Source organism: Cognatundibacterium crateris (assembly GCF_010078235.1).
GTDB lineage: Bacteria > Pseudomonadota > Gammaproteobacteria > Burkholderiales > Burkholderiaceae_D > Undibacterium > Undibacterium crateris.
On record NZ_JAABOS010000008.1, the window covers coordinates 62,091 to 88,419 of the forward strand.

The 26,329-nt window shown below is 51.4% G+C and carries 24 protein-coding genes; 17 read left to right on the forward strand and 7 right to left on the reverse strand.

Features of this window, described 5'->3' with window-relative positions; translation table 11 throughout:
• Positions 1 to 100: 100 nt before the first annotated feature.
• From EYB48_RS14780 to EYB48_RS14790, 3 genes are all read left to right on the forward strand, one after another.
• Positions 101 to 508: a DUF350 domain-containing protein gene (locus EYB48_RS14780; RefSeq protein ID WP_162021145.1), complete on the forward strand. Its 408-nt coding sequence runs from the start codon at positions 101 to 103 to the stop codon at positions 506 to 508.
• 95 nt (positions 509 to 603) lie between these two features.
• Positions 604 to 1,329 (forward strand): 16S rRNA (uracil(1498)-N(3))-methyltransferase, encoded by a 726-nt coding sequence (locus EYB48_RS14785; protein ID WP_162021146.1) that lies wholly within the window; start codon positions 604 to 606, stop codon positions 1,327 to 1,329.
• A 149-nt stretch (positions 1,330 to 1,478) separates the two neighbouring features.
• Positions 1,479 to 1,880 carry a YidB family protein gene (locus EYB48_RS14790; RefSeq protein WP_235935179.1) on the forward strand — a complete coding sequence of 134 codons (402 nt, stop codon included), beginning with the start codon at positions 1,479 to 1,481 and terminating at the stop codon, positions 1,878 to 1,880.
• A gap of 111 nt (positions 1,881 to 1,991) precedes the next feature.
• Here EYB48_RS14790 and EYB48_RS14795 read toward each other — a convergent pair whose 3' ends face one another.
• Positions 1,992 to 5,063, reverse strand: coding sequence for an Ig-like domain-containing protein (locus tag EYB48_RS14795; protein ID WP_162021148.1), 3,072 nt, complete (start codon positions 5,061 to 5,063; stop codon positions 1,992 to 1,994).
• Between the two features lie 788 nt (positions 5,064 to 5,851).
• Between EYB48_RS14795 and EYB48_RS14805 the strand changes: the two genes are divergently transcribed.
• The gene (locus tag EYB48_RS14805) at positions 5,852 to 6,520 is read left to right on the forward strand and encodes a hypothetical protein (RefSeq protein WP_162021150.1); all 669 of its coding nucleotides are present in this window, start codon (positions 5,852 to 5,854) and stop codon (positions 6,518 to 6,520) included.
• Positions 6,521 to 6,527: 7 nt separating this feature from the next.
• On the opposite strand, the gene EYB48_RS14810 is transcribed toward EYB48_RS14805, so the two are convergent.
• Positions 6,528 to 8,333, reverse strand: coding sequence for a DUF885 domain-containing protein (locus EYB48_RS14810; RefSeq protein ID WP_162021151.1), 1,806 nt, complete (start codon positions 8,331 to 8,333; stop codon positions 6,528 to 6,530).
• Between the two features lie 281 nt (positions 8,334 to 8,614).
• Between EYB48_RS14810 and EYB48_RS14815 the strand changes: the two genes are divergently transcribed.
• The 7 genes from EYB48_RS14815 (at position 8,615) to dut (ending at position 16,596) form a co-directional block, all read left to right on the forward strand.
• Complete coding sequence (locus tag EYB48_RS14815; RefSeq protein ID WP_162021152.1) at positions 8,615 to 9,772, forward strand: methyltransferase; 1,158 nt, start codon at positions 8,615 to 8,617, stop codon at positions 9,770 to 9,772.
• A 93-nt stretch (positions 9,773 to 9,865) separates the two neighbouring features.
• On the forward strand, positions 9,866 to 10,081 hold the full coding sequence (locus EYB48_RS14820; RefSeq protein ID WP_162021153.1) for a hypothetical protein: 216 nt from the start codon (positions 9,866 to 9,868) through the stop codon (positions 10,079 to 10,081).
• A gap of 153 nt (positions 10,082 to 10,234) precedes the next feature.
• Positions 10,235 to 11,215, forward strand: coding sequence for a bifunctional riboflavin kinase/FAD synthetase (locus tag EYB48_RS14825; RefSeq protein WP_162021154.1), 981 nt, complete (start codon positions 10,235 to 10,237; stop codon positions 11,213 to 11,215).
• A 141-nt stretch (positions 11,216 to 11,356) separates the two neighbouring features.
• Entirely contained in the window at positions 11,357 to 14,221 is a 2,865-nt protein-coding gene (gene ileS, locus EYB48_RS14830) for an isoleucine--tRNA ligase (RefSeq protein WP_162021155.1), read from the forward strand.
• 123 nt (positions 14,222 to 14,344) lie between these two features.
• On the forward strand, positions 14,345 to 14,863 hold the full coding sequence (gene lspA, locus EYB48_RS14835) for a signal peptidase II (protein ID WP_162021156.1): 519 nt from the start codon (positions 14,345 to 14,347) through the stop codon (positions 14,861 to 14,863).
• A 9-nt stretch (positions 14,864 to 14,872) separates the two neighbouring features.
• Positions 14,873 to 16,075, forward strand: coding sequence for a bifunctional phosphopantothenoylcysteine decarboxylase/phosphopantothenate--cysteine ligase CoaBC (gene coaBC / locus EYB48_RS14840; protein ID WP_162021157.1), 1,203 nt, complete (start codon positions 14,873 to 14,875; stop codon positions 16,073 to 16,075).
• A gap of 71 nt (positions 16,076 to 16,146) precedes the next feature.
• Positions 16,147 to 16,596 carry a dUTP diphosphatase gene (gene dut / locus EYB48_RS14845; RefSeq protein ID WP_162021158.1) on the forward strand — a complete coding sequence of 150 codons (450 nt, stop codon included), beginning with the start codon at positions 16,147 to 16,149 and terminating at the stop codon, positions 16,594 to 16,596.
• Positions 16,597 to 16,722: 126 nt separating this feature from the next.
• On the opposite strand, the gene EYB48_RS14850 is transcribed toward dut, so the two are convergent.
• From EYB48_RS14850 to clpS, 3 genes are all read right to left on the reverse strand, one after another.
• Positions 16,723 to 17,001 (reverse strand): hypothetical protein, encoded by a 279-nt coding sequence (locus EYB48_RS14850; RefSeq protein ID WP_162021159.1) that lies wholly within the window; start codon positions 16,999 to 17,001, stop codon positions 16,723 to 16,725.
• 77 nt (positions 17,002 to 17,078) lie between these two features.
• Positions 17,079 to 19,379 carry an ATP-dependent Clp protease ATP-binding subunit ClpA gene (gene clpA, locus EYB48_RS14855; RefSeq protein ID WP_162021160.1) on the reverse strand — a complete coding sequence of 767 codons (2,301 nt, stop codon included), beginning with the start codon at positions 19,377 to 19,379 and terminating at the stop codon, positions 17,079 to 17,081.
• A complete protein-coding gene (clpS, locus tag EYB48_RS14860) occupies positions 19,376 to 19,684 on the reverse strand; it encodes an ATP-dependent Clp protease adapter ClpS (protein ID WP_162021161.1) in 309 nt (102 codons plus the stop codon). Before clpS ends, clpA begins: the two co-directional genes overlap by 4 nt.
• A 394-nt stretch (positions 19,685 to 20,078) precedes the next feature.
• On the opposite strand from clpS, the gene EYB48_RS14865 reads away from it, so the two are divergent.
• The 3 genes from EYB48_RS14865 to EYB48_RS14875 all read left to right on the forward strand — a co-directional run bounded on the left by EYB48_RS14865 (position 20,079) and on the right by EYB48_RS14875 (position 22,365).
• Complete coding sequence (locus EYB48_RS14865) at positions 20,079 to 20,282, forward strand: cold-shock protein (RefSeq protein WP_162021162.1); 204 nt, start codon at positions 20,079 to 20,081, stop codon at positions 20,280 to 20,282.
• Positions 20,283 to 20,452: 170 nt separating this feature from the next.
• Positions 20,453 to 21,748: a cache domain-containing protein gene (locus EYB48_RS14870; protein WP_328823439.1), complete on the forward strand. Its 1,296-nt coding sequence runs from the start codon at positions 20,453 to 20,455 to the stop codon at positions 21,746 to 21,748.
• A complete protein-coding gene (locus tag EYB48_RS14875; protein ID WP_162021164.1) occupies positions 21,748 to 22,365 on the forward strand; it encodes a response regulator in 618 nt (205 codons plus the stop codon). Before EYB48_RS14870 ends, EYB48_RS14875 begins: the two co-directional genes overlap by 1 nt.
• 115 nt (positions 22,366 to 22,480) lie before the next feature.
• Here EYB48_RS14875 and icd read toward each other — a convergent pair whose 3' ends face one another.
• On the reverse strand, positions 22,481 to 23,734 hold the full coding sequence (gene icd / locus EYB48_RS14880; RefSeq protein WP_162021165.1) for an NADP-dependent isocitrate dehydrogenase: 1,254 nt from the start codon (positions 23,732 to 23,734) through the stop codon (positions 22,481 to 22,483).
• 182 nt (positions 23,735 to 23,916) lie between these two features.
• Between icd and EYB48_RS14885 the strand changes: the two genes are divergently transcribed.
• Both EYB48_RS14885 and EYB48_RS14890 read left to right on the forward strand, forming a co-directional pair.
• Complete coding sequence (locus tag EYB48_RS14885; RefSeq protein ID WP_162021166.1) at positions 23,917 to 24,465, forward strand: pseudouridine synthase; 549 nt, start codon at positions 23,917 to 23,919, stop codon at positions 24,463 to 24,465.
• A gap of 114 nt (positions 24,466 to 24,579) precedes the next feature.
• Positions 24,580 to 25,032: a DUF192 domain-containing protein gene (locus EYB48_RS14890; protein WP_202927797.1), complete on the forward strand. Its 453-nt coding sequence runs from the start codon at positions 24,580 to 24,582 to the stop codon at positions 25,030 to 25,032.
• A gap of 164 nt (positions 25,033 to 25,196) precedes the next feature.
• Here the strand turns inward: EYB48_RS14890 and rpsT are convergent, their stop codons facing one another.
• Positions 25,197 to 25,460, reverse strand: coding sequence for a 30S ribosomal protein S20 (gene rpsT, locus EYB48_RS14895; protein ID WP_162021168.1), 264 nt, complete (start codon positions 25,458 to 25,460; stop codon positions 25,197 to 25,199).
• A 273-nt stretch (positions 25,461 to 25,733) separates the two neighbouring features.
• Between rpsT and EYB48_RS14900 the strand changes: the two genes are divergently transcribed.
• Positions 25,734 to 26,327, forward strand: coding sequence for a GNAT family N-acetyltransferase (locus tag EYB48_RS14900; protein WP_162021169.1), 594 nt, complete (start codon positions 25,734 to 25,736; stop codon positions 26,325 to 26,327).
• The last annotated feature ends 2 nt before the right edge of the window (positions 26,328 to 26,329 follow it).

A 26,329-nucleotide genomic window follows, 5' to 3' on the forward strand; every position in this document is an offset into this window, starting at 1 on the left:
CACCGACTGCGTTATGGCGCCTTGTCGTACAAAACGTACTGCCATCGTCGCCATGCCTTGCCGGTACAATTTTGCGTAAGTCCTTTTAGAAAGGCACCCCATGAGTTCTCATTTTTTCAACAGCGGCCTGAGTGCATTTTTCAGCCACTTCCTGATCGCCGTGTTACTGCTCGCGCTGTTCATCGCGATTTACGTACGCATTACACCGTATAAGGAAATCACGCTGATACGCGCTGGCAATGTCGCAGCAGCCATCAGCTTATCCGGCTCTATGCTGGGATTTGCGATAGCACTGGCTTCCGCCATTGCCAACAGCATCAGCTTATTCGACATGCTGACCTGGGGCTCCATCGCACTGGTGGTGCAATTACTGGCGTTTTTACTTACCCGCGTCATGCTGCCGGACATCGTGTCCGACATCCCGCAAAACAAAACGGCTTCCGGTATTTTTCTGGGTGCTGCCAGTTTCGCACTGGGTTTGCTGAATGCGGCTTGTATGACTTACTGAGCACAGAACTTGCAGCTGGGGGAACCCTAAGTCCTCCGCTGCACCTTATAATCCCGCCTAACTTCAGCTTACCGGCCCTAGCGCCCTGTCTTGCCATGCCTCGCTTTTACTGCCCGCTGCCGCTTGCTATCGGCGCCATGATCGATCTTCCCACCGATGTCGCGCACCATGTGTTTGTGCTGCGTCTGCAGAGCGGTGACAACATAGAACTGATGAATGGTGAAGGTGGCAGTTATATCGCTACCCTGACCCAAATAGAAAAAAAGCGTGCCAGCGCCGAGGTCAAATTATTCTTGCCGGAAGAAGTCGAATTGCCCTACGCGCTGAATCTGGCCCAGGCTTTGCCCGAGGGGAGCAAGATGGACTGGATCATAGAAAAAGCGGTAGAGCTGGGCGTCAGCTCAATACAACCGCTGGCAGCCAGACGCTCAGTGGTTAAACTCAGTGCTGAACGCGCAGAAAAGAAAATGCAGCACTGGCAAGGCGTGATCATCGCTGCCTCTGAACAATGTGGCCGCAACCGGCTTGCACAATTACATGAGCCGCAAGACATCACACAGTGGCTGACTCAGACTGATATGCATCAGCGCATCATGCTGTCGCCACGCGCCGATAGTTCGCTGGCCGACTGGGCCAGACATCATCCGCCGCAGGCTGTCAGTCTGCTGATCGGCCCGGAAGGTGGATTAAGCGCCGAAGAAGAAGCGCTGGCAACGCGCCAGGGTGTACTGTCGCTATCCATGGGGCCGCGTATTCTGAGAACTGAAACCGCCGGTCTGGCTGCAATCGCTATCCTGAGTGCAGCCTGGGGTGGAATGTAGAGAAACGTCAATTTCATACAAATTTAACAAAGCAGCCAGTATTTCCCATTTACACTCTGCGGGTTTCAAGCGCACCGCAGGTGCACACTTTTTCTAACTCCAGTCAAATACAGGTGGGACAAATGGGCTTATTCGATACAGCATTATCCATGTTAGGCAATGCTAATTCTGCTGAAGGTGGCGGTCAGTCTGCACTGATACAGGCGGCACTTGGCTTGCTGAATCAAGGCGGTCAAGGGGAGACTGGCGGACTGCAAGGTCTGCTGTCTCAGTTTCAACAGGCAGGTCTGGGCGATGTTGTCGCGAGCTGGGTCGGTACCGGACAAAATTTGCCGGTTTCTGCCGAACAAATCCAACAAGTACTGGGCAATGGTCAGCTTGCACAGTTAGCTGAATCTGCCGGTATCCCGCACGATGGTATTGCCGGTCAGCTGGCCAGCATGCTGCCAGGTCTGATTGATCATCTGACGCCTAACGGTGAAGTACCGGAAGCTGGTAAGTTCGATGCGTCCAGTGTATTGCAAGGTCTGGGCTCTTTATTCGGCAAATAATAATTTGCCCTTAGCCGAAGTAATCCGCACAGCGAAAAAAACAAAAAAAAATCCCGCAACAGCCAAAAGCTGTGCGGGATTTTTTATGGATGAAGCTGTTGTGATTTGTGATTACTGAGTAAGCAGCGTTACATCATCAATCAGAAACGCGGTTGCTGTCACGCTGCCTTCCACACCGGTGAATACGATGCGAATAGTCTGTCCTTTGTAAGCCGACAGATTGAAGGTCTTATTCAGGTAGCTGCTGCCCTTATCCAGATTGGAATAAGTCGCCAGCGTTGCCAGCACCGTACCACTGCTATTCTGCACCTGCACTTTGAGTGTGTCATAGGCCTGAGTGGTGGTCGTTTCATCGGACACGACTTTCAACCAGAAACTGAGTGTGGCCGAAGTCGCAGTCGACGGTATCGTCACTTGCTGAGACAGCGTGTCAGTGTGTGTACTGCCATAGCCATTCAGCCATGCCTTGTAACTACCGGTACGGGCCGCCTGACCTGAGCTGTTTGAAATTACACCTGAAGTCGCCGTCCAGGACGCAGCGCCACTTTCAAAACTGCTATTGGCGATTAACTGCGTGCTGACTGCATTATTCACACTGAAACTCACACTAGCCGAAGACCCGACGTTATTAGCCGCGTCATACGCCTTAGCCTGCAAGCTATGTGTGCCATTGCTGAGCGTGGTGGAAATCAGGCTCAGGCTGTAAGGTGCAGCGGTGCTGCTGCCTTTCAACACGCCATCCACATAGAACTCTACTTTCGTCACGCCCACATTATCGCTGGCATTGGCCGACAAGCTGATGTTGCCGCTGCTGCCGCTTTCCGAGGCTGTGACGGTTGGTGGTGTAGTATCCGCAACCGGATTATTGATGCTGAAGTTCACGCTGGACGAAGTGCCGACATTATTGGCTGCATCATAAGCCTTAGCCTGCAAACTATGTGCGCCATTGCTGAGCGTCGTGGAATTCAGACTCAGGCTGTAAGGTGCAGCGGTGCTGCTGCCTTTCAACACGCCATCCACATAGAACTCTACTTTCGTCACGCCCACATTATCGCTGGCATTGGCCGACAAGCTGATGTTGCCGCTGCTGCCGCTTTCCGAGGCTGTGACGGTTGGTGGTGTAGTATCCGCAACCGGATTATTGATGCTGAAGTTCACGCTGGACGAAGTGCCGACATTATTGGCTGCATCATAAGCCTTAGCCTGCAAACTATGTGCGCCATTGCTGAGCGTCGTGGAATTCAGACTCAGGCTGTAAGGTGCAGCGGTGCTGCTGCCTTTCAACACGCCATCCACATAGAACTCTACTTTCGTCACGCCCACATTATCGCTGGCATTGGCCGACAAGCTGATGTTACCGCTGCTACCGGTTTCTGAGGCACTGACAGTAGGCGCGGCAGTATCGGTATTGCCGCCGCTGGTTTGCGTAACCCAGACCGGTGCAGACCACAGGATATTGCCATCGTCCTGAGTGATTTTCGCATAATAGAAATGCTCGCCCACGGCTGGCGTAATGGTTGCCGTGGCGCTGCTGGCTAACTGGCTGACCGTCCCCTTACGACCTGGAACACCTTCGTAAATCACCACGCTGGACACGGTGCGGCCAGTGGTGGAGGCAAAATTAGCTGTCAGTGTCAGCGGCCCGCTATTGCTGAAGCGTTCACCCATGATGTGGTTGTTTGCGGTCAGGATGATTTGCGAATTCTTATCCATGGTCGCAAACACGCGGCGCGCTTTCAATGCATCGATGAAATTCGCATTGGTGAGCGGCACACCATTGGGTATCAACACACCGGTGCGGTTGGTAAAAGATGCGCCCCAGTTGGCGCAGTGATTATCCTGATTGGTACTGAAGGCAATATGAAAACCGGCTTCCAGGGCTTTATTGCATGCGCCTTCATAGGTGCTGCGGCCAGTCTCGGTTTCTGTGGTGTTGGTGGAGAATGCGGACGTATTTAAGACTTCGCACAAAACCATGGCCTGATCACCATCGGCGGTATAGCCAAGTGCGACACCATTGGCGGCGAACTGACCGCTGCTGGAAGGATGATTGAACTGACCTATCCAGCCACGCTGACGCATCAATGTATATAAACCCGCATAATCGCCTTTGGTGACCAAGGTATCACCGATCAGCTGATTACTGCTGTTGTATTCCCAGCCCAGCAACTCAGTGGAATTAAAAATATTCAGGTGTCCGCCATTGTTGATGACACCCCATTCCAGACCATAGATCGCCAGGAAGTTGCTATGAGCAGAGTTAAAGCTCGCCGCCGCGCTCAATCCGGACTGGTATAGATTTTTTGCCGTCGCCGGATTGGCTGAGGCATTGGTACTGTCTGAACCATCGTACATATGGTTGTGCTCAGACGTCATCAGGAAATCCAGGCCCTTATTCAGTGCATACTGATACGCATCTGTCGGCCCATAAGCGGCAGACTGTGGATTCTGTGCGCCGGTACAGGAACTCAGCTCACCGCCACCATCGCTGTGATTAGTCTGGCTGTGTAAGTTTCCGTAGTAAATGGTGTAAGGCAGAGAGCTGCCCGCCGCGCTCAGGCTGGCGACAGCCATTTTATTCGCACCACTGGCCTTAGGTGCTGGCGTGGTTTTGCGTGTATTCAGTGCGGTGAAACCTGGCATGGCCGGAGCCGCCACTTTGCCTACTTGCATAGGCCAGCTTTGCACTTCCAGTCCAGCCTTATTGGCTTGCAGGCTGCGCTCAACGAGGGTATTGACAGCCGGGTTAGCAGACGTCGCTGCGACTACATCGCCAGCCACTGCAGTCAGTTTTACCTGGTACAGGCCATCACGTAACACTTCGCCTTTGGAAGTTTTACCCGTCCACAAAATTTTATTGCTGACAGCTTTATTGAAGATTTTCTCTATGCCATACCAGCGATCCAGCACGCGTCCATCAGCGGCCAGAAGCTCGACACGCCAGCTGACAGCCTGCTCTTTTGTTAAATGTGGATAGTCAAATTCGAGTGTGAAATAACGCGCTTCTGCACCGGCGCGCAAACTGGCATCGGCTTTGAATGGCACGTGCAATGTGGCTTCAAATTCATGGTGATCGGCGACTGAGGCCGAAGCAGTAACTGCCACGCCTGTACCCAGGATAAGGGCGAGGCTGACTTGCGTAGCGATATGCTTGAATCGCAAGGCTGGAACGATGGACGGCATGAAAAACTCCCTGATAGCTGTTGATTGTTGGGCAGCTCACAAACAAAGCTGGCAAACGAAAACCAGGTACTCAGGAAATTTCAGGCAAAACACGGCCCTGCCACCTGGCAAACAGGTAGCCCCATCTCCCCAATACACTCGGGCTTTACTTACGCTTTTATTTGTGATCTGCAGTCTGTTGCAGCAGAAATTTATTTTTATAACTAAGGAATGTCAGCACCGACGACGCTCAAGCTAATTGTCGACAATTTCAGCCAGCAATCGTTTGCGCAAACGTTTCACAGATTAGCATTGACTTGTGTCAAATTGATTACCTGCAATTTCTACACTGCAATTTCCTTGAATAAATATGCAAAAAACCAAAAAACTGTGCTGTTTTTGAGACATTTTTTGATTCTTCGGAACTGGAAATGGATAGTTCGTATTTTTCAATTAAGGAAAATTTGAAAAATTTAAATGCAATATAAAGAGATAAAGGATGGAATCAACGCCGATAAACGAAGTTTTGTGATCATTCTTTGAAGAAATCTAAATTTATATAAATTTAACAAGCTATAAAAGCGCACAAGCTGTGGCTACCACGTATTGTGCATTCAATAGACAAGTGAATTTCTATAAGCGCAGATTGTATCGCTGCGTATAAATCACCTCCTTAGCCGCAAGCTGCCCCTACGCCGGCCTGCCCCACAAGAAATCCCACACAAAAGCATACATATACATTAAGATACATTGCGTTACATAGCATAAAACTTCTATTTATCAGTAGTACGCTGCATTTTAAGTATCAAATGGACAATATTAACGATAATGTGGTTTTCGACCAATGGATGAAGGATCAAATCGATGCAGCCATTTCTGCATTGATGCACCACACCTATCAGCACAAAACACATGGTGCGGCCTTAAAGTGCGCTGAATACGCGATACTGGGTGCGCGCTTACTCAGCACACTCAGCAAGCGCCCTTATTTTGCGGTGGCAGGCTCGCAAATCGTCGACTTTGGCGATGGACGGTTTGAATTGATTTCCCCATCCAGACGGGAAAGAAGAAATGCAAAAAAACTGGCTGACATCCAAAGCTACCATTGCTGGATAGAGTGTCAGCAGCATGCAGATGGATCGAACCACCTCGAATACATCGACTTCACCAGCCGCTATGAGAGGCAAATCGCGCAATTACTCAAAGTTTCGGATGCCAATATTGCAGAAGAAAACTACCTGTGGGAGCGCGCCGATGCACTCAATTACCCGATCCCCGACCGCTTTTTGCAGCATCCTTCTGTGATCGGACGCACCCAGGGATGGCGCTGGAAAGATCCACTCTGCACCCGCTTACTGACTGGCTATGAGCAAGCAAATGAGGCCTACTTCAGACAGCAATCGGCAGAGTTACTACAGCTGCTGACCCGGCAAATTGAAACATTCATGCAAAGTCAGCAGCCGCATTGCCTGAGCTAATACCGGCTCAGGGCTTCAACATCAGTTGCCGTATCATGCCTACCGGCGCACTGCCATAGCTCAAAAATTGCTCATGGAAGGGTTTAAGTCTGAACTGCGTTCCACGCTGCTGTTTCAACTCTTCGCGCAAAGCCATAATGTCAGCATAGCCACTGAAATAACTGGTCAGCTGCACCGAGGTATATTGCACACGCTTCCACTTGCCATCCGCTTCGGCCTGCGTCTGAAACGCTTCCTGGGTCAGGAAACGTTTGGCTTCCTGCTCGCTCATACCCATCACATGTACCTGGTAATCCAGGATAGTGTTACAGATCGCACGCAAATTCCATTTGTAATACATGAGCCACATCTCGGGCGTGTTGCCACCGTAGCCGGACTCCAGCATCATGCGCTCGCTATAGACTGCCCAGCCTTCTATCATTGCGCCATTACCGAATAGGGCTTTGATGACGGAAGGTGACTGGTTGGCGTGTTGCAGCTGGGTGTAATGGCCAGGTATCGCTTCGTGGATATTCAAAATCTGCAGCACCCAGTGATTGTATTCACGCAGCGTGCTTTCTATCTGCTCTGCACTCTGGCCGGTCAGCGGCGTGACGTTGTAATAAGTCTTATCATGCGGCCGGAATATGCCCGGTGCTTCTATCGAAGCAACCGACACACCACGCTCATACTCCGGTGTTTCTCGCACCACCAATGGCTTGCGGGTATCAAGGCTGAGCAAATCATGCTGCTGTATCCAGGCCTCCAGCTGAGGTAACTGGCGACGGATTTCGGCAAACAACTGATCCGGCTGCACATGTTGCTCAGACAGCTTATCGATGACCAGCTTGATACGCTGCGTTGCATCAGCCGGACGGGCCACCTCGCCCATCACGCGCGGCCACAACTGATCAGCCAGCTCTGCCATACGCTGATGCGACTCCGCTTTGGCAGCCAGGGCTTTTTGATACATTTCTTGCGCACTGAGTGGTGACTGAATATCGGCCTTGAACTTAGCTGCATATAAGTCTGACCCTATGCGGAAAGAACGCCATCCCTGCGCAGGCGGATGTGCAATCAGCGCTTGCAGGAAAGCGGCATAGCCATCCAACGCTTTGCCGGCTGACTGCAAACGGATCTGTAGTTCCGCTTTCTCCGCTTTATTCAAGGACGAAGTCTGCGCCTCTTGCTGAATCTGGGCAAACACCGCGCGGGTGCCGGCCATTTGCGCCAGCGCCAGCTGCGTATGCTCCAGTGTAGGCTGGTCTATGCTTTGTTGTGCCGCCTGATAATACGCAGGAACCGCTTTGAGACGTTCGCTGATCAAACGCAGGCGGTGCTCTTTAGGTGCAAAATCGGTGTTGAGCAAATTATCAAAACCGCCCGCCACATTGTGCTGTGAAGGATTCCAGGCGAATTCGCGGTAAGTCTGCAGATACCAGCGATTCGCCTCCAGCGTGTTACGGATCAGCGCCAGATCAGTCTGATCGTTGGCAGTAAGCTGATCTGCGGCGACTTTCGCTAAGGTCGCCAGCCAGCGTTCGCAAAAGCGCAGATAGGCATTGCGGCCGGCTTCATCCGGCAAGCTCAGTTTGGCACCCAGCTCAAAACGCCCGGCCGCCATCGCGCTTTCCGGGTCCTGTTGCCAGAATTCTTTTAAAAACTGGGCGCGCATTGTTGCAAACTGCGCGGCCCTGACTGCACCGGCCTGCTGCTTTGCATCCTGTTTTGCATCCTGTTGTTTGGCTTGTTTTGCTGCCTGTACCGGCAAACTCAAGCTGCAACTCAGCCCTGCCAATAAGACACTGAGTGCGACCGCTCGATAATCTGACATCTTCCCCTCCTTAATATATTTATTTTTAATCCCAGCACCTTGGGTAAGGAAAGCCGGAATAAGTTCCTGAAGATCAAACAGATTTATCCCAACCCGCTGCCAAGATACACGGTCTGCACGAAGCCAGGTTGAGTCAACCGCTTTAAGTACCCTTAAGTACCCTTTAAGCACCCATTATGTACGCTTTGAATGCACTGTAAGTACATACAAATGCAGGGAATGGTGTCTGAATTTGTTACACTACGCCCTCACCGCTGTCTGCGGTATTTATGGAATGAGTTATGACGTCTGCACCACCCGCCTCCCAGCTGCACTGGGAATTTGAAGGCCAGCCTCAGTCTTGTCTGTGGCGCTCAGAAAATGGCAGCCCGGCACCGAAGAAAGTCGTACTGGCTGATGACCGCATGTCGGCCGATACCGCCTACCGGCTTGCTTGCGAAGGCACGGCCTTGTTATGGCAGGGTGATTATCACCAGGCCAGGCAAATGCTGCAGGCACTGGGGCGGCGTATGGAGCGTAAAGCTGTACGCAAAAACACAAAAACTGCCGCCACGACCACCACCACCGATATCACGCTGAGCTTTCACCAGCACCGCCAGGCGCAGGCGCAGCGCGCGCGCATCCTGGGCATGGTACTGGTGCCGGTCACAGCAGAACTGAGCGTACCATTGCGGCGCGCACCGGATGTGCGACTGGCGCTGGAGCAGGCTGGCGCGACTGCTGGTACCGCATTTGCACTGTCGCTGCGTGAATTACTGGGCATCATCGGTGCGTTTGAATGGCGTAGAAATGGCGTGGACATTCCTGCGCTGGGCGGCAAGATACATCCCTACTATGGCGTGTTTTCACCGATACGCGGCGAGTATGTAGACTTAGTCGCCAAAGCACGTTTGCCAGTGATGGATCTGGCATTTGATATCGGTGTAGGCAGCGGCGTGTTATCGGCGGTACTGGCGAAACGCGGTGTAAAAAAAATCATCGCCACTGATCAGGACCCGCGCGCACTGGCTTGTGCGGCTGAAAATTTGCACAATCTGGGATTGGCAGCGCAAGTAGAATTACTGCAAACCGATCTGTTCCCTCCCGGTAAAGCCGGACTCATCGTCTGCAATCCCCCCTGGCTACCGGCCAAACCCAGCTCAGCCATAGAATTCGCCGTGTACGACCCTGACAGCCGCATGCTGCGTGGTTTTCTGGCAGGTGTGGCGGCCCATCTCACTGCACAGGGCGAGGCATGGCTGATCATGTCCGACCTGGCAGAACATCTGGGCTTGCGTAAGCCAGATGAACTCTGGAGCTGGATAGAAGCAGCCGGACTGAAAGTCGCCGGCAAAATGGATATCAAGCCACGCCATGGAAAATCCGTCGACGTGAGCGATCCCTTACATGCCGCGCGCGCCAAAGAAGTCACGTCGCTGTGGCGACTGACTTTGCAGTAAGCAGCTCAGGCTGTGCAGCAGTACCCGAACTGCTGTCAGCCTTGCTGAACTGATCCCGATTTAATATTGATTACCAAAACTACCGAATTAACCATGCTCAACAAACCAGCCCGTATCCTGACCTTTAAATGCAAAAGCTGCGGAAAATCTGTACAGGTATTCCTGCAAAAAGTCTCGGCCTGCGCCCATATTTCACCGTATCAAGGCATCTGCACCTGCGGCACTGTGATGAAACATGCAACAGGCAACAAAGAAGCGGTGGAGTCGTATCTGAGTTCCGATGCGGTCACCTGGTCTCATCATCATTAACAGCTGGCCGCTGGTCCTGACTGCGCAGCGCGCTAAAAACCGGTCAAACTGAGCCGGTTTGCGGACATTTCCCGCATTTTCAGTCGCCCGGTACAGGAAAGTTCAGGGAAAGCATTTATAATCTACCGCTTTGCAGCAGTTTTTCTGGAAACAATGAAGGTATTTCGCGGACTTCCCAATGCAGCTTCCCGTGCGCCTTGCGCACTGGCGATAGGCAATTTCGATGGCGTGCATCGCGGCCATCAGACTTTGCTCGCACATTTGCGTCAGGCAGCCGACCGGCTGGGGCTGGAATCTGCGGTAATGACCTTTGAGCCGCATCCACGCGCCTTCTTTGCCCGCCTGGCCGGTGACTTATCCAAGGCACCGACCCGCATCGCTAACCTGCGTGACAATATGAGCTCGCTGGAACAAGCTGGCGTAGACCGCGTGATTGTTGAACACTTCAACACCCTGTTCGCCTCCTTATCACCAGAAGATTTTATCCGCAAGGTCCTGGTAGATGGCTTGCATGTGAAATGGCTGATGGTGGGTGAAGATTTCTGTTTCGGCGCACGCCGGGCAGGTAATATCGCCACCCTGGAAGAAGCCGGTCAACGCTATGGTTTTGAAGTCCAGACCCTGCCTGCGGTACAGAATAAGGGCGTCAGAATATCCTCATCCGCTGTACGCCAGGCGCTGGCACAGGGCGATTTTGCAGAAGCCAGCGAATTGCTGGGCCACCCTTACCGGATTTCCGGCCATGTGATCCATGGTCAGAAACTGGGACGCACGATCGGGTTCCCTACCCTGAACCTGCGCATTGCGCATCACCGCCCTGCCACGAGTGGCATTTTTATCGTCAAGGTGCATGGCCTGGCAGAGCAGCCCTTAGCGGGCGTAGCGAGTCTGGGTGTACGCCCGACCGTCGATGACAGCGGCCGGGTCTTGCTCGAGACGCATGTCTTTGATTATGCCGGTCACGCCTATGGCAAGATCGTGCAAATCGAATTCCTGAAAAAACTGCGCGACGAAGAAAAGTACCATGACCTCGCCACGCTGACCGCGGCTATCAACCGTGATGCGGAACAGGCACGCGCCTATTTTGATTCCGCTACACGCATCCCGGCCAGCAGTGCGACCGACCGAATTTGAAGCTCTGCCCGACTCAGTGTCAAACTGTTAGCCAGACTTTCAGCAAACCACTGCGACATTGACATCAGCTGCGCTGAATCTACCGCTTAGATTTGACGGCAGATGCTTAGACCCGAATTAAAACATACAAAGAAAACCACCATGTCCGATCAGAAACCAGCAAAAGCTGCCAATAAATATCCTGTCAATATGACGGAAACACCTTTCCCTATGCGTGGCGATCTGGCCAAACGCGAACCAAAATGGGTCAAGGAATGGCAGGATAAAAAAATCTACGAACGTGTGCGCGCCGCATCAGCCGGACGTCCTAAGTTCATTTTGCATGATGGTCCACCGTATGCGAATGGCGATATCCATATCGGCCATGCGGTCAATAAAATCCTCAAGGACATGATCATCAAAGCACGCAGTATGGCTGGCTTTGATGCGCCTTATGTGCCGGGCTGGGATTGCCATGGCATGCCGATCGAAATCCAGATCGAAAAACTGCATGGCAAAAATTTGCCTGTGAATGAAGTGCAGTCCAAAGCGCGCGCTTATGCCGAAGAGCAGATCGCCCGCCAGAAGGCCGACTTCATCCGTCTGGGTGTGTTGGGTGAATGGGATAATCCTTACAAGACCATGAACTTCAGCAATGAAGCGGACGAAATCCGTGCGCTGGGTCAGTTGCTGGATAAAGGCTATGTCTATCGCGGTCTGAAACCGGTGAACTGGTGTTTCGACTGCGGCTCTGCGCTGGCCGAAGCCGAAGTCGAATACGAAAACAAACGTGATCCGTCTATCGACGTTGGTTTCCCGTTTGCCGAGCATGACAAACTGGCGCAAGCCTTTAAGCTGGACAAACTGCCGCACGAGCAGGGCTACTGCGTGATCTGGACCACCACACCGTGGACCATCCCATCCAATCAGGCCCTGAACATGCATCCGGAAATCAGCTACGCGCTGGTAGAAACGGTACGTGGCGGCGCGCCGCTGTTGCTGATCCTGGCACAGGAACTGGTGGAATCCAGCCTCGCAAAATATGAACTCGAAGGCAAAGTCATCGCGACCTGTAGCGGTGCTGATCTGGCAGAAATCCGCTTCAAACATCCGCTGTCTTCACTGCATGAAGGCTATGACCGCTATTCGCCAGTCTATCTGGGTGATTACGTGACGCTGGACAGCGGTACCGGTGTGGTGCACTCGGCACCCGCTTACGGTATCGAGGATTTCCAGTCCTGCAAAGCGCATGGCATGAAAGATGACGAGATCATCGCGCCTGTCATGGGCGATGGCCGCTATGCATCCAGCCTGCCGTTCTTTGCAGGCATGACCATCTGGGAAGCCTCCAAGCCTATCTGCGATAAATTGCGCGAAGCCGGTGCGCTGTTCTCGCTGAAAATGTTTGACCATAGCTATATGCACTGCTGGCGTCATAAGACACCGATCATCTATCGCGCCACCTCGCAATGGTTCGCGAGTATGGATAACACACCGAAAGACGGTGGCGCTTCATTGCGTGAAACTGCACTCAAAGCCATCGACGAAACTGCATTCTTCCCAAGCTGGGGTAAGGCGCGTCTGCATGGCATGATCGCCAACCGCCCGGACTGGACCCTGTCGCGTCAGCGTCAGTGGGGCGTGCCTATGGCATTCTTCCTGCATAAAGAAACTGGTCAATTGCATCCACGCACACCGGAATTGCTGGAACAGATCGCTCAACGCGTAGAAAAAGAAGGTATCGAAGCCTGGCAACATATAGAAGCCGCTGATCTGCTGGGCGATGAAGCTGAGATGTATGTGAAAAACCGCGATACGCTGGATGTGTGGTTCGATTCCGGTACGACGCATTTCACGGTATTGCGCGGCTCGCACAAGGCGCAATCTGCTTATCCGGCCGATTTGTATCTGGAAGGCTCAGACCAGCATCGCGGCTGGTTCCACTCTTCCCTGCTGACCGCCTCTATGCTGGATGGCCACGCACCGTACAAAGCCTTGCTCACGCACGGTTTCGTGGTGGATGGCGAAGGCAAAAAAATGTCCAAGTCCAAGGGCAATGTGGTGGCGCCGCAAAAAATCTCCGATACGCTGGGTGCGGACATCCTGCGTCTGTGGGTGGCATCGACTGACTATTCCGGCGAATTGTCGATCTCCGATGAAATCCTGAAACGGGTGACTGAGGCCTATCGCCGTATCCGTAACACCCTGCGCTTCCTGCTTGCGAACACTTCTGATTTTGACTTCAGTAAAGATGCAGTGCCGGTCGAAGCGATGTTGGATATAGACCGCTATGCGATCGCTGATATGGCGCGTCTGCAGCAAGACATCCTGGCGCATTATGAGCGTTTTGAATTCCATCCTGTGATCGCCAAGCTGCAGTCTTACTGTTCTGAAGATCTGGGTGGATTCTACCTGGATATTCTGAAAGACCGCTTGTACACCAGCGGTGTCAACTCAGCGGCACGCCGCTCTGCGCAAACGGCTATCTGGCACATCACCCAGGCGCTGTTGCGTCTGATGGCGCCTACTCTGTCGTTCACAGCCGAAGAAGCCTGGCAGTTCTTCGCGACCGCAGAGGCCTATCAGGATAGCAGCGAAACCATCTTTACCCAGACTTATTATCAGTTGCCAGCGGTAGCAGGCGCAGAAGAATTGCAGGCTCGCTTTGCCAGCCTGCGCGCGGTACGCGCCGATGTGACTAAGCAGCTGGAAGAAGTCCGGGTCGCTGGTGGTATTGGTTCTTCATTGCAGGCTGAGGTTGTGATCAAAGCCAGTGGTGATAAGTTTGCCGTGCTGAACAGCTTTGCAGATGATTTGAAATTTACCCTGATTACCTCTGCAGCCAGCGTAGAACAAGTCGCCAGCGAAGCGGAAGAAACCGTAGTAGTCACACCATCTAAGTATGAAAAATGCGAACGCTGCTGGCACTATCGTGCAGACGTAGGTTCGCATGCTGAGCATCCTGGTCTGTGCGGACGTTGCCACAGTAATTTGTTTGGCCATGGTGAATCGCGCCGCTTTGCCTAAAACGCGTTAAGCTGAGTGTCGTCGCACAGGCGACACTCAGCCACTTGCGCTGCGTTGAACCTCGTTTTCAGCACACGTTCCGTCTTCCCCTGACCAGTTAACAGTTAATGGACTCCATCTTTCATGGCAAGTAAAAAATCTCCTAAACCTGTAATGCGCAGCTCCAGCTCAGGTAACAGCCTGATCCCCTGGCTGGGACTGGCGACCATCATCATTCTGCTCGATCAGGTCAGCAAGATCACCATCACCAGACTGTTCGCTTATGCAGAAACACTGGCAGTGACCTCTTTCTTCAATCTGACACTGGTGTATAACAAGGGCGCGGCATTCAGCTTCCTGGCCCAGGAATCCGGCTGGCAACGCTATTTCTTTACAGCCCTGGGTCTGACTGCTTCGGCTTACATCATTTATTTAATGCGTCAGCATTCGGCCCAAAAATTGTTTTGTACGGCGCTGGCGCTGATCATGGGCGGTGCGCTGGGTAATGTGATCGATCGTTTGCTGTATGGTCATGTGATAGATTTTCTGGATTTCCATTATCTGGAAACCTATCATTTCCCAGCCTTCAATCTGGCCGACAGCGCGATTTGTCTGGGTGCTGCTTTATTTATTCTGGACGAATTGCGCCGGGTAAAAAAATAAGGAGTTGCTATGCGTCTGGCTGGAAAAAAAATCGTACTCGGGCTGACCGGTGGTATCGCCTGCTACAAAGTCGCCGAACTGACCCGTGCCCTCGGCAAAGCGGGCGCGCAGGTGCAGGTCGTGATGACACAGGCTGCCTGCCAGTTCATCACGCCAGTGACGATGCAGGCCTTGTCTGGCAATACCGTTTTCACCGATCAATGGGATGCGCGCATAGGCAATAATATGCCGCATATTGATCTGACCCGCGATGCAGATGCGATTGTGATTGCACCTTGCAGTACCGATTTCCTGTTCAAGCTTGCGCACGGTGCCTGCGACGATCTGCTGTCGACTTTATGCATAGCACGCCCGGCCCATATTCCGCTGCTGATCGCACCGGCGATGAATGTAGAGATGTGGCAAAACCCCGCCACCCAAAGAAACGTCACACTGTGCCGCACCGATGGCATACACATCATGGGTCCTGCCGCAGGTGAACAAGCCTGCGGTGAAACCGGTATGGGTCGTATGCTGGAGCCGGATCAGTTGCTGACCGAAATTATTGCCTCCTTCCAGACTAAGTCCCTGGCCGGTCAGCATCTGCTGATCACCGCCGGGCCTACGTTTGAGCCCATCGATCCGGTACGCGGCATCACTAATCTGTCTTCAGGAAAAATGGGCTATGCGATCGCTCAGGCGGCCTGGGAAGCTGGTGCGCTGGTCACCCTGATTTCCGGCCCGACCGCTCTGGCCACACCTTACGGTGTGAAACGGGTGCAGGTACAAACCGCACAGCAAATGCATGATGCGGTGATGACGGCGCTGAAGCAGCAAACCCAGCAAGCCTTTATTGCGGTCGCAGCAGTGGCGGACTGGCGGGTCGCCAATGCGAGCACGCAAAAGCTCAAAAAAACTGGCGAGCACGACACACCGGTGCTGCAATTCGCGCAAAATCCGGATATTCTCGCGACCGTTGGCGCGCTGCCGGATGCGCCCTATTGCGTCGGTTTTGCAGCAGAATCCGAAAACTTAATGGAATACGCAGCCGCCAAACGGGTCAGGAAAAATATCCCGCTACTGGTCGGGAATATAGGACACCAGACTTTCGGTCAGGATGACAATGAGCTGGTCTTATTCGATGCCGAGGGCACAACCCAGCTGCCACGCGCCGACAAACAAACTTTGGCCATTGCGCTGATACAGGAACTGGCAAAACGCCTGCACGCCTGATTTTACGGCGGTACGGCAGTGTCCTGTACCGCCTTTATTCATTCACTCAGATACAAACAAGATACGCTACGATGAAAAATGTTGCCCTAAAAATCCTCGACGCCCGTATGAAGGATAACTTACCAAGCTACGGTACCCCTGGCAGCGCCGGTCTCGACCTGCGTGCCTGCATCGATGCACCGCTCACCATACAAGCAGGCGAAACCGTATTAATCCCTACCGGCTTGGCGATCCACATCGCCGATCCTGGCTATGCAGCGATGATCTTGCCACGCAGCGGGATGGGACATAAACACGGTATCGTACTAGGCAATCTGGTGGGTCTGATTGACTCCGATTATCAGGGACAATTAATGGTCTCAACCTGGAATCGCGGGCAAAGCGCATTTACGCTCAACCCTATGGAACGCCTGGCACAACTGATCATCGTACCTGTGGTTCAGGTAGGTTTTGAAATCGTGGAAGAATTCGGCGACAGTGAACGTGGTGAAGGCGGCTTCGGCAGCACAGGTAAGCACTAAACGCCAAGGCCCACATGATTTGTGGGCGACCGATTCGAATCACGGCGCAGCATAATGCAATGTAGTTCCAAGTGGACAAATGCCTGAGCAATAAAAAAAGCCAGATCTGTGAATCTGGCTTTTTTCTTACCTCTTTACTTTTTTACTTCTGCCTGCGGACTCGCGCAGTATGGTGTAGTTCCACTCATCTTCATGGATGCCGCTACCGGTATCCACGCTGACCAGAAAACTGTCATCTTCGCCTTTCACCCTGCGCCCGGTGGCGACATGCTTTTTACTCACATCACGCCGGTCATACACATCGACTTCGACATTATTACCATCCAGAGCTGCCGCTGACAGCACGGAGTCTATCGTTTTTGTCGTGTATTCCAGCACATAAAGCGGTGGTTTCGGTATGCCCATCGTCTGCTCCAATTCTTATCTTCTTTATCCAGACTTTACAGTCTAGTGCTTATCCGCGCCGAAACAAGAACAAAAATTTATTCAACCTCGACCGCTTCCTGAGAAGCCTCCGGTGGCGTGGCATCGCCCTCAGAGAATTCCAGCTTGATCTGATCCTTATCATCCAGATCCACCACGACCCGGCCACCACTGACCAAACGACCAAACAGCAATTCGTCCGCCAGGGCTTTACGTATCATGTCCTGTATTAAACGTGCCATAGGACGCGCACCCATCAGCGGATCAAAGCCTTTTTTACCCAGGAACTTGCGCAAGCCATCGGTAAAGCTGGCCTCCACTTTTTTCTCGTGCAATTGCTCTTCCAGCTGCATGAGGAATTTATCGACCACACGCAGAATAATTTCTTCGTCCAGGGCACGGAAGCTGATGATTGAGTCCAGGCGATTGCGGAATTCAGGCGTAAACATACGCTTGATATCCGCCATCTCGTCACCTGCTTCGCGGCTGTCGTTAAAGCCAATAGAACGCTTCTGCAGGCTCTCGGCACCAGCATTGGTCGTCATGATAATGATCACGTTGCGGAAATCCGCCTTGCGGCCATTATTGTCGGTCAGGGTGCCATGATCCATGACCTGCAACAGGATGTTGAACACATCGGGATGGGCTTTTTCTATCTCATCCAGCAGCAAAACAGCATGCGGCTTTTTGGTAATCGCTTCTGTCAGCAATCCGCCCTGATCGAAACCTACATAACCAGGCGGCGCACCGATCAGGCGGCTAACCGCATGACGCTCCATGTATTCGGACATATCGAAGCGTATCAGCTCTATACCCAGCGTAAACGCGAGTTGTTTGGCGACTTCGGTTTTACCCACGCCGGTAGGACCGGAGAACAGGAAGGCACCAATCGGCTTATCGGTTTTACCCAGACCGGCACGCGCCATTTTGATACTGGAAGCCAGCGCTTCTATCGCTGGCTCCTGACCAAACACCACATTTTTCAAATCGCGGTCTATGGTCTGCAATTTAGCGCGATCATCCTGATTCACGGTCTGCGGCGGAATACGGGCTATTTTCGCGATGATGTCTTCGATATCCGCCTTGCCTATAGTCTTTTTCTGCTTAGACTTAGGCAGCACACGTTGCGCAGCACCTGCCTCATCAATCACGTCGATTGCTTTGTCCGGCAGATGGCGGTCATTGATAAAACGGGCAGACAACTCAGCGGCCGTAGTCAGTGCAGACGCAGAGTATTTAACGTTGTGATGCTCTTCAAACTTAGATTTCAAGCCACGCAGAATCTGCACAGTTTGCTCTACCGTTGGCTCATTCACATCAATTTTCTGGAAGCGACGTGACAAGGCATGGTCTTTTTCAAACACGCCACGATACTCGGTATAAGTGGTCGCACCGATACACTTGAGCTGACCGCTGGACAAGGCTGGCTTGAGCAAATTAGATGCATCAAGCGTACCGCCGGAAGCAGAGCCAGCGCCGATAATAGTGTGGATTTCGTCTATGAACAGTATGCCGTTCGGCGTTTCTTTTAACTGTTTGAGCACACCCTTCAGGCGCAACTCAAAGTCGCCACGGTACTTGGTACCAGCCAGCAAAGCGCCCATATCAAGCGAATAAACGACAGCGTTCTGCAAAATTTCCGGCACATCACTTTGCGTGATACGCAATGCCAGACCTTCAGCGATCGCGGTTTTACCTACGCCTGCTTCACCGACCAACAGGGGATTGTTTTTACGGCGACGGCACAGTATCTGGATCACACGTTCCACTTCACTGTCACGGCCGATCAGCGGATCGATTTTGCCTTCGGCCGCATGACGATTCAGGTTTTGCGTGAACTGATCAAGCGGATTTTCTTTAGCCTGTGCATCAGCCTGACCCTCTTCACCACCTTCATGGGATTTCTGTGGCTCAGCCGGGCTGTCTTTACGCACGCCATGCGAAATGAAATTGACCACATCCAGCCGGGTCACCCCTTGCTGATGCAGGTAATACACGGCATGGGAATCTTTTTCGCCAAAAATCGCGACCAGCACATTGGCGCCATTGACTTCTTTCTTACCATTTGACGAAGATTGCACGTGCATAATCGCACGCTGTATCACGCGCTGAAAGCCCAGCGTGGGCTGGGTATCGACCTCATTGCTGCCTGGTACTGTGGGTGTATTATCGGTAATGAAATTGGTCAGCGTTTTGCGCAAATCGTCGATATTCACGGCGCAGGCACGCATGACTTCGGCAGCCGATGGGTTGTCCAGCAAGGCCAGCAACAGATGCTCGACCGTGATGAACTCATACCGTGCCTGCCGCGCCTCTACAAAGGCCATATGCAAACTGACTTCTAATTCTTGCGCAATCATACTTCCTCCATCACACATTGCAGGGGATGCCCTGCCTTACGAGCGTGCGTCAAAACGAGTTCCACCTTGGTCAGCGCAATATCCTTAGAATAAACGCCACAAATCCCTTTTCCATCACGGTGGACTTTGAGCATGATCTGCATCGCAGTTTCCCGATCCTTATTAAAGTATTCCTGAACAATAGCCACTACAAACTCCATAGGAGTATAGTCATCATTCAACAATATCACCTGGTACATAGAGGGCGGCTTGAGCTGTTGTGCCTGTCGCTCCAATATCGTACTGTTATCATGCTTATTTCCCATACGTCTATTCTAGTACGTTGATTCAATCCCGATGCAAATAATAAACGAGTATATCGCGCTTATTTCAACGCTGATCAAATGTTACCTGCTTTCTGCGCTTTTCACAGATGGTGATCATTTCCCAGAGATCAAGCTCAGCTTAATGAATGTTTTTCGATAAAAACCCACGGTCAACTGCGTGTTTTACAGACAAATTAAATTAAAAATACAACAATACAACATCCTCCTTAAAAGTTTCTTGACTTTAGTTTTTTTTCCGCCAAGAATGACAATTGTTGGCAACATTAGTTATATTTAGTCAACATGAAGTGGGCAAGTTTAGGGAGGGCTGACATTCCGTCAGGTTTCTTGCTTTTACGGCTCGTGTGATTAGTTTCTATTTGAAAGATGCATTATGGCAACAGGTACCGTCAAGTGGTTCAATGATTCCAAAGGCTTCGGCTTTATCACTCCGGACGACGGTGGTGAGGATTTGTTCGCCCACTTTTCCGCAATCCAAATGAACGGCTTCAAGACACTGAAAGAAGGTCAAAAAGTAACGTTCGAAGTCACGCAAGGCCCTAAAGGCAAGCAAGCTTCTAACATTCAAAATCCTTAATCTCTGATTAAGATTTTTTAAAAAACCCCGCTCTGCGGGGTTTTTTTTATTCAAGTCTGAAGCGAACCATCTGCAATCCATTTTTTGAGAGATCCTGATACACAACGATGAAGCTCAGGCACAAATTCATACTGTTAGCCGTCATTCCACTGCTGCTATCACTGGCAGGAATGGCTGTCACTGTTTTGTATCACGCCACGGCTTTAGCAAAACAGCAAAGGCTAACCGTGGAACAGGCTTATCTGCACAGTAAAGAAGCCGAGCTAAACCACTACGTCAATTTAGGTAAAGCAGCGATACGCCAGCTTTACGACAGCAATGCACCCCACGCTCAGGACGATGCCAAACGCATCCTGAAGGCACTGGAATTCGGTAAAGACGGTTACTTTTATATCTACGATATGCAAGGCCGGAATCTGATGCACCCCAGGCAGCCGGAGCTGATTGGTCAGAATCTTTGGGATCTGGCAGATTCCGATGGCAATTACACCATACGCAACCTGATTAGCGCAGCTAAACATGGTGGCGGACCTGTGCGCTATTTGTGGAAAAAGCCTTCGACAGATCAGATGGTGCCAAAACTGGGCTATGTGATTCCTTTAGAAAAATGGGGTTGGATGCTAGGCACAGGCATTTACCTCGATGATGTGGAAGACGCGCTGCATAAAATTGATGTGCAGGTTGAAAAAAACATCCATACCACCTTGCTTTCCATTGCGGCGATCGCTTTATTTTTTTCCATACTGGCCGCCTTGTTTGGCCTGGCCATCAACATCAATGAATCAAGGGTGGCGGAGGCCAAGCTGAAAGTGCTTGCTCACAGCGTGGTACGCTCCCAGGAAGACGAGCGTGCGCGCTTGTCCCGCGACCTGCATGACGGCTTGAGTCAATTGCTGGTGTCGACTAAATTACAGGTCGAGTCAGGTATCGCCAAAATCAAGGCAGGTGCGACCACCGGTCAGACTGCCGAAGTCTCACTTGAACGGGCGGTCAGCCAGCTTAACGAGGCATTGAGCGAAGTCAGGCGTATCTCCCACGATCTGCGCCCGGCTTTACTCGATGACCTGGGGCTGATAGCTGCATTTGAACATCTGTGCGAGGAATTTGAGAATGCAACGGGGCTGCCTGTGCACTGTCACTTCAGCGGCGACATGCAGAACCTGTCGGAGATCAGCAATACCAGTTTGTTCCGGGTTGCGCAGGAAGCGCTGACCAACATACACAAACACGCGCAGAAAGTTAATTCTGTTGAAATGGAATTGACAGCAGATAAACATTATGTAAGGCTTAAAATTGCCGATAATGGCAACGGGTTTGATTTGCAAGGCATCACCAACCACCCCAAACGCGGCATAGGCATCAGCAATATGCGCGAGCGTCTGGCAACCGTGGGTGGACACCTCAGCATAGAGTCAGATACAACGGGAACACGCGTCATTGCTCAGATACCGAATGGAGATCTTTAATGCATCCAAGAGCAACCATCAACTTATTACTCGTGGATGATCATCCACTAGTCAGAGATGGCCTGAGAGCGAGACTGGAGACGGTTTCCCATTTCTACATTGTCGGTGAAGCTGCGAATGCCCAGGATGCGCTGGCCATTGCGGGCAGAGCCAAGACCGATCTGGTGCTGATGGACATCAATCTGGGGACGGCCAATGGCATCAGCCTCACATCCCGCTTTACTCAGGAGTACCCGCATATCTCGATTATCATGTTGTCTATGCATGATAAGGCCGAGTACGTGACGCAATCCATACAGGCAGGCGCAAAGGCCTATGTGCTCAAAGATGCACCAGCCGAAGACATCATCAATGCCATAGAAAGTGTCACTGCCGGCGGTACGTATTTCAGTGCTGGTCTGCGTAAATCCGATGAGAACGGCGCAAATCAGGTACTGACTCAGCGCGAACTCTGCATACTCAAGAGCATTGCAACCGGCAAATCCAATAAACATATCGCGCAGGACCTGGGACTCAGCGTGCGTACCGTAGAAACCCACAGGCTCAATATCAAACGCAAACTAAATATTGAGGGTCAGGCTGATCTGATCCGTTATGCGCTGAGCCATACGGACTGAATATCCGCTCTGCCCACTGTGCATCCACAATAAAAAAAACCAGCAACAAGTGCTGGTTTTTTTACATCACGGCCTATCCCCTGCACCCGGAGTGGATGCAGGACAGAGCAGCGTATTACATGTTTTCGATCATGACGTCGCCGAAACCGGAGCAGGATACCTGAGTAGCACCTTCCATCAGACGCGCGAAATCGTAAGTCACTTTCTTAGAAGTGATCGCTTTTTCTGTCGAGGAAATCAACAGATCAGCAGCTTCAGTCCAGCCCATGTGACGCAACATCATTTCAGCGGACAAGATCAGGGAACCTGGGTTCACATAATCTTTACCTGCATACTTAGGCGCTGTACCGTGGGTAGCTTCGAACATAGCAACGGAATCGGACAGGTTAGCACCTGGAGCGATACCGATACCACCTACCTGTGCTGCCAGCGCGTCAGAGATATAGTCGCCGTTCAGGTTCAGTGTCGCGATAACGCTGTATTCTGCTGGACGCAACAGAATCTGTTGCAAGAACGCATCAGCGATAGAATCCTTAACAACGATGTCTTTGCCTGTCTTAGGATTCTTGAATTTGCACCATGGGCCGCCATCGATCAATTCTGCGCCGAATTCTTTTTGTGCCAGAGCATATGCCCAGTCACGGAAGCCGCCTTCGGTGTATTTCATGATGTTGCCTTTGTGAACGATAGTCACAGATGGCTTGTCATTGTCGATTGCGTACTGGATCGCTTTACGTACCAGACGCTCTGTACCTTCACGGGAAACTGGCTTCACGCCGATACCGGAAGATTCAGGGAAACGGATTTTCTTGACGCCCATTTCATCTTGCAGGAACTTGATCAGTTTTTTAACCTGGTCAGAGCCTTCTGCGAATTCGATACCAGCGTAGATATCTTCAGAGTTTTCACGGAAGATAACCATGTCGGTTTTTTCTGGCTCACGCACTGGGGATGGCACGCCTTTGAAATAACGTACTGGACGCAGACAAACGTACAGATCCAGCTCTTGACGCAGCGCAACGTTCAGGGAGCGGATACCGCCGCCTACCGGAGTCGTCAGTGGGCCTTTGATAGAAACAACGTAGTCTTTCAGTACTTTCAGAGTTTCTTCAGGCAACCAAACGTCAGGACCATACACTTTTGTTGATTTTTCACCAGCATAGATTTCCATCCAGCTGATCTTGCGCTTGCCACCGTAAGCTTTTGCTACAGCAGCGTCGACAACTTTAATCATGACCGGGCTGATATCAACACCGGTACCATCACCTTCGATAAAAGGAATGATAGGATTATCAGGAACGGTCAGTGAGAAATCCGCGTTGACGGTAATTTTTTTACCTTCTGCAGGAACTTGAATATGTTGATACATTGTTTTCTCCGTAGTTAGGCGATCAAGCGACACGCGCTTTTTTCACAATATGCCTTGCCTATATATAAAAATACCGCTATTCACATTAACTCTTATATAAGACAGAAGACCTTCATTTCGTATTATGCACTAGTATTTTACTGGATGCCATCAGTTTACTGAATTGCGGTTACCATATTGCCATGAAACTGATATTACTCAACAAGCCCTTTAACGTGATGTGCCAGTTCTCACATCACCCTGACCGCCCTACGCTGGCGGCCTATATGGACATTCCCAATATATATCCTGCAGGTCGTTTAGATGCAGATAGTGAGGGATTAATTTTACTCACCGATGACGGAAAACTGCAAAACCGTATCAGCCACCCTGCACACAAGCTACCCAAGACCTATCTGGTACAGGTTGAGGGCAGCCCCAGCCGTGAGCAACTGGAACAGCTGCGACAGCCGCTGGACCTGGGCGACTTTATTACCCAGCCTTGTACCGTCAAACACATCCATGAACCGGATTGGCTGTGGCCGCGACATCCGCCCATCAGGCAGCGCGCACAGATCCCGACCAGCTGGCTATGCCTGATCCTGTCTGAGGGGAAAAATCGTCAGGTGCGACGTATGACAGCCGCCGTGGGACTGCCTACCCTGCGTCTGATACGCACGGGCATAGCGGGCTTTTCTTTAGAATCTCACCCTCTGTTGCCGGGTGAGTGGCAGGAAGTAAAGCTGAGCTGATCGGCCACAGAGACCAGTCACCGGCAGTAAGCCGCCAGGAAAGATGCAGGAATTGAACTTTCCCGATTTTTTTGCGGTAGGATTACGTTTCAATTTTTTATGCAGACCAAGACAATGAACACAACTTTTCGTTTTGCAAAATCACTTACTTTTATCCTGGCAGGCTTATTTTTCTCTGGCCACGCGGCATATGCACAGACAAAACTGCCAGTTAAGCAGCTTTCTGCAGGTATGCATCTGATCCAGGCGGAAGTCGCAGCGAACGACGCAGATCGCCAGCAAGGCCTGATGCTCAGAACTAAGATGGGTACTAACGAAGGTATGATTTTCGACTTCGGCGCACCGGCAGGTGTTTGTATGTGGATGAAGAACACACTGATCCCACTATCTGTCGCCTTTATTGATGCAGAAGGAACGATAGTGAATATCGAGGATATGAAACCGCAGACGCTGGAATCCCATTGCGCCAAGAAAGTCGTGCATTACGCACTGGAAATGAATCAGGGCTGGTTTAAACAAAGAAATATCAAACCTGGCACTAAGATCGACGGTTTGCCGCTGAAGTAAGCTGGCACTGGCAAGGAAAAGCCGGACTTTTGCTTGCCATGGATATGCATGCTGCAAAGCGCACGCCCAAGCGCAGGCAAACAATCTGAGCAAAACAAAAAACCGCAAATAAATTTGCGGTTTTTTCTTCCGTTCCTGCAATTTGCAGGAAAAACAGCTGGGTATTAAGCCAGTGCTTTCAGAGCGGATGCCAGACGGCTCTTATGGCGAGCTGCCTTGTTTTTGTGAATGATCTTCTTGTCAGCGATACTGTCGATTTTAGAAACAGATGCTTGGAAGATTGTCGCAGCAGCAGCTTTATCGCCAGCTTCGATTGCTTTACGAACAGCCTTGATTGCAGTACGCAATGCAGAACGTTGGCTGGAGTTATGCGCGTTTTGTTTTACTGCTTGACGAGCACGTTTGCGTGCTTGTGCGGTATTTGCCATGAGATTTCCTAAACGTGGTCAAAGCGACGAGGTCAAAGCAAGTTGATCAAATGCCACGCCGCAAAATTCTATACAGCTTTGCAGTATAACGCGTTTTTTTTTTCGTTAGCAAGCATCGCTGTGGTTTTGAGTGAATTGGTGATTATAAACTTTTTCCTGACTGTTTTCATCTGATTTCTCACTTTCTGTGCATGACAAAACAAGATGATTGCCTGATCATAGTCAGGTTTATACAAAAAACCATTTTTCATCCCACCGCCCGGAAGCGCAAACATGGATCTCAATCCGATTTACCTGCAAGGTCAGCACATCAGCCTGGAACCATTGAACGAATCACATCTGGATGACATTCGCGCCGCTGCAGCGGATGGCGAACTGTGGAAACTGTTTTTTACCTCGGTGCCACGCCCGGATCAGGTATCGCAATGGCTGACGACAGCACTGGAAATGCAGCAACAACAACGTGCACTGCCGTTTGCCGTGCGTGATAATCTGAGTGGAAAAATCATAGGCTCCACCCGCTACTGCAATATCGAGCACGTGCATCAAAGGGTGGAAATCGGCTATACCTGGTACGCGCGTTCGGCACAGCGCAGCGGCGTCAATACCGAATGCAAGCAACTGCTGCTCAGGCATGCATTTGAAGTCTGGCAGTGCATCGCCGTAGAATTCCGTACCGACTGGTTTAACCGCCGCTCTCAGGCTGCGATAGAAAGACTGGGGGCAAAACGTGACGGCGTGCTGCGCAATCACATGATACTGCCGGATGGGCGGATTCGTGATACCGTGGTGTATAGCATCCTGCGCAATGAATGGCCGGGAGTCAGTCAGAATCTGCAATATATGCGACAACAATATGGAGAGTGATA

Excerpts from the sequence above, each read along its gene's own strand:
- EYB48_RS14780 (WP_162021145.1), top strand. The coding sequence starts at position 101 with ATGAGTTCTCATTTTTTCAACAGCGGCCTGAGTGCATTTTTCAGCCAC.
- EYB48_RS14785 (WP_162021146.1), top strand. The coding sequence starts at position 604 with ATGCCTCGCTTTTACTGCCCGCTGCCGCTTGCTATCGGCGCCATGATC.
- EYB48_RS14790 (WP_235935179.1), top strand. The coding sequence starts at position 1,479 with ATGTTAGGCAATGCTAATTCTGCTGAAGGTGGCGGTCAGTCTGCACTG.
- EYB48_RS14795 (WP_162021148.1), bottom strand. The coding sequence starts at position 5,063 with ATGCCGTCCATCGTTCCAGCCTTGCGATTCAAGCATATCGCTACGCAA.
- EYB48_RS14805 (WP_162021150.1), top strand. The coding sequence starts at position 5,852 with ATGGACAATATTAACGATAATGTGGTTTTCGACCAATGGATGAAGGAT.
- EYB48_RS14810 (WP_162021151.1), bottom strand. The coding sequence starts at position 8,333 with ATGTCAGATTATCGAGCGGTCGCACTCAGTGTCTTATTGGCAGGGCTG.
- EYB48_RS14815 (WP_162021152.1), top strand. The coding sequence starts at position 8,615 with ATGACGTCTGCACCACCCGCCTCCCAGCTGCACTGGGAATTTGAAGGC.
- EYB48_RS14820 (WP_162021153.1), top strand. The coding sequence starts at position 9,866 with ATGCTCAACAAACCAGCCCGTATCCTGACCTTTAAATGCAAAAGCTGC.
- EYB48_RS14825 (WP_162021154.1), top strand. The coding sequence starts at position 10,235 with ATGAAGGTATTTCGCGGACTTCCCAATGCAGCTTCCCGTGCGCCTTGC.
- ileS (WP_162021155.1), top strand. The coding sequence starts at position 11,357 with ATGTCCGATCAGAAACCAGCAAAAGCTGCCAATAAATATCCTGTCAAT.
- lspA (WP_162021156.1), top strand. The coding sequence starts at position 14,345 with ATGGCAAGTAAAAAATCTCCTAAACCTGTAATGCGCAGCTCCAGCTCA.
- coaBC (WP_162021157.1), top strand. The coding sequence starts at position 14,873 with ATGCGTCTGGCTGGAAAAAAAATCGTACTCGGGCTGACCGGTGGTATC.
- dut (WP_162021158.1), top strand. The coding sequence starts at position 16,147 with ATGAAAAATGTTGCCCTAAAAATCCTCGACGCCCGTATGAAGGATAAC.
- EYB48_RS14850 (WP_162021159.1), bottom strand. The coding sequence starts at position 17,001 with ATGGGCATACCGAAACCACCGCTTTATGTGCTGGAATACACGACAAAA.
- clpA (WP_162021160.1), bottom strand. The coding sequence starts at position 19,379 with ATGATTGCGCAAGAATTAGAAGTCAGTTTGCATATGGCCTTTGTAGAG.
- clpS (WP_162021161.1), bottom strand. The coding sequence starts at position 19,684 with ATGGGAAATAAGCATGATAACAGTACGATATTGGAGCGACAGGCACAA.
- EYB48_RS14865 (WP_162021162.1), top strand. The coding sequence starts at position 20,079 with ATGGCAACAGGTACCGTCAAGTGGTTCAATGATTCCAAAGGCTTCGGC.
- EYB48_RS14870 (WP_328823439.1), top strand. The coding sequence starts at position 20,453 with ATGGCTGTCACTGTTTTGTATCACGCCACGGCTTTAGCAAAACAGCAA.
- EYB48_RS14875 (WP_162021164.1), top strand. The coding sequence starts at position 21,748 with ATGCATCCAAGAGCAACCATCAACTTATTACTCGTGGATGATCATCCA.
- icd (WP_162021165.1), bottom strand. The coding sequence starts at position 23,734 with ATGTATCAACATATTCAAGTTCCTGCAGAAGGTAAAAAAATTACCGTC.
- EYB48_RS14885 (WP_162021166.1), top strand. The coding sequence starts at position 23,917 with ATGAAACTGATATTACTCAACAAGCCCTTTAACGTGATGTGCCAGTTC.
- EYB48_RS14890 (WP_202927797.1), top strand. The coding sequence starts at position 24,580 with ATGAACACAACTTTTCGTTTTGCAAAATCACTTACTTTTATCCTGGCA.
- rpsT (WP_162021168.1), bottom strand. The coding sequence starts at position 25,460 with ATGGCAAATACCGCACAAGCACGCAAACGTGCTCGTCAAGCAGTAAAA.
- EYB48_RS14900 (WP_162021169.1), top strand. The coding sequence starts at position 25,734 with ATGGATCTCAATCCGATTTACCTGCAAGGTCAGCACATCAGCCTGGAA.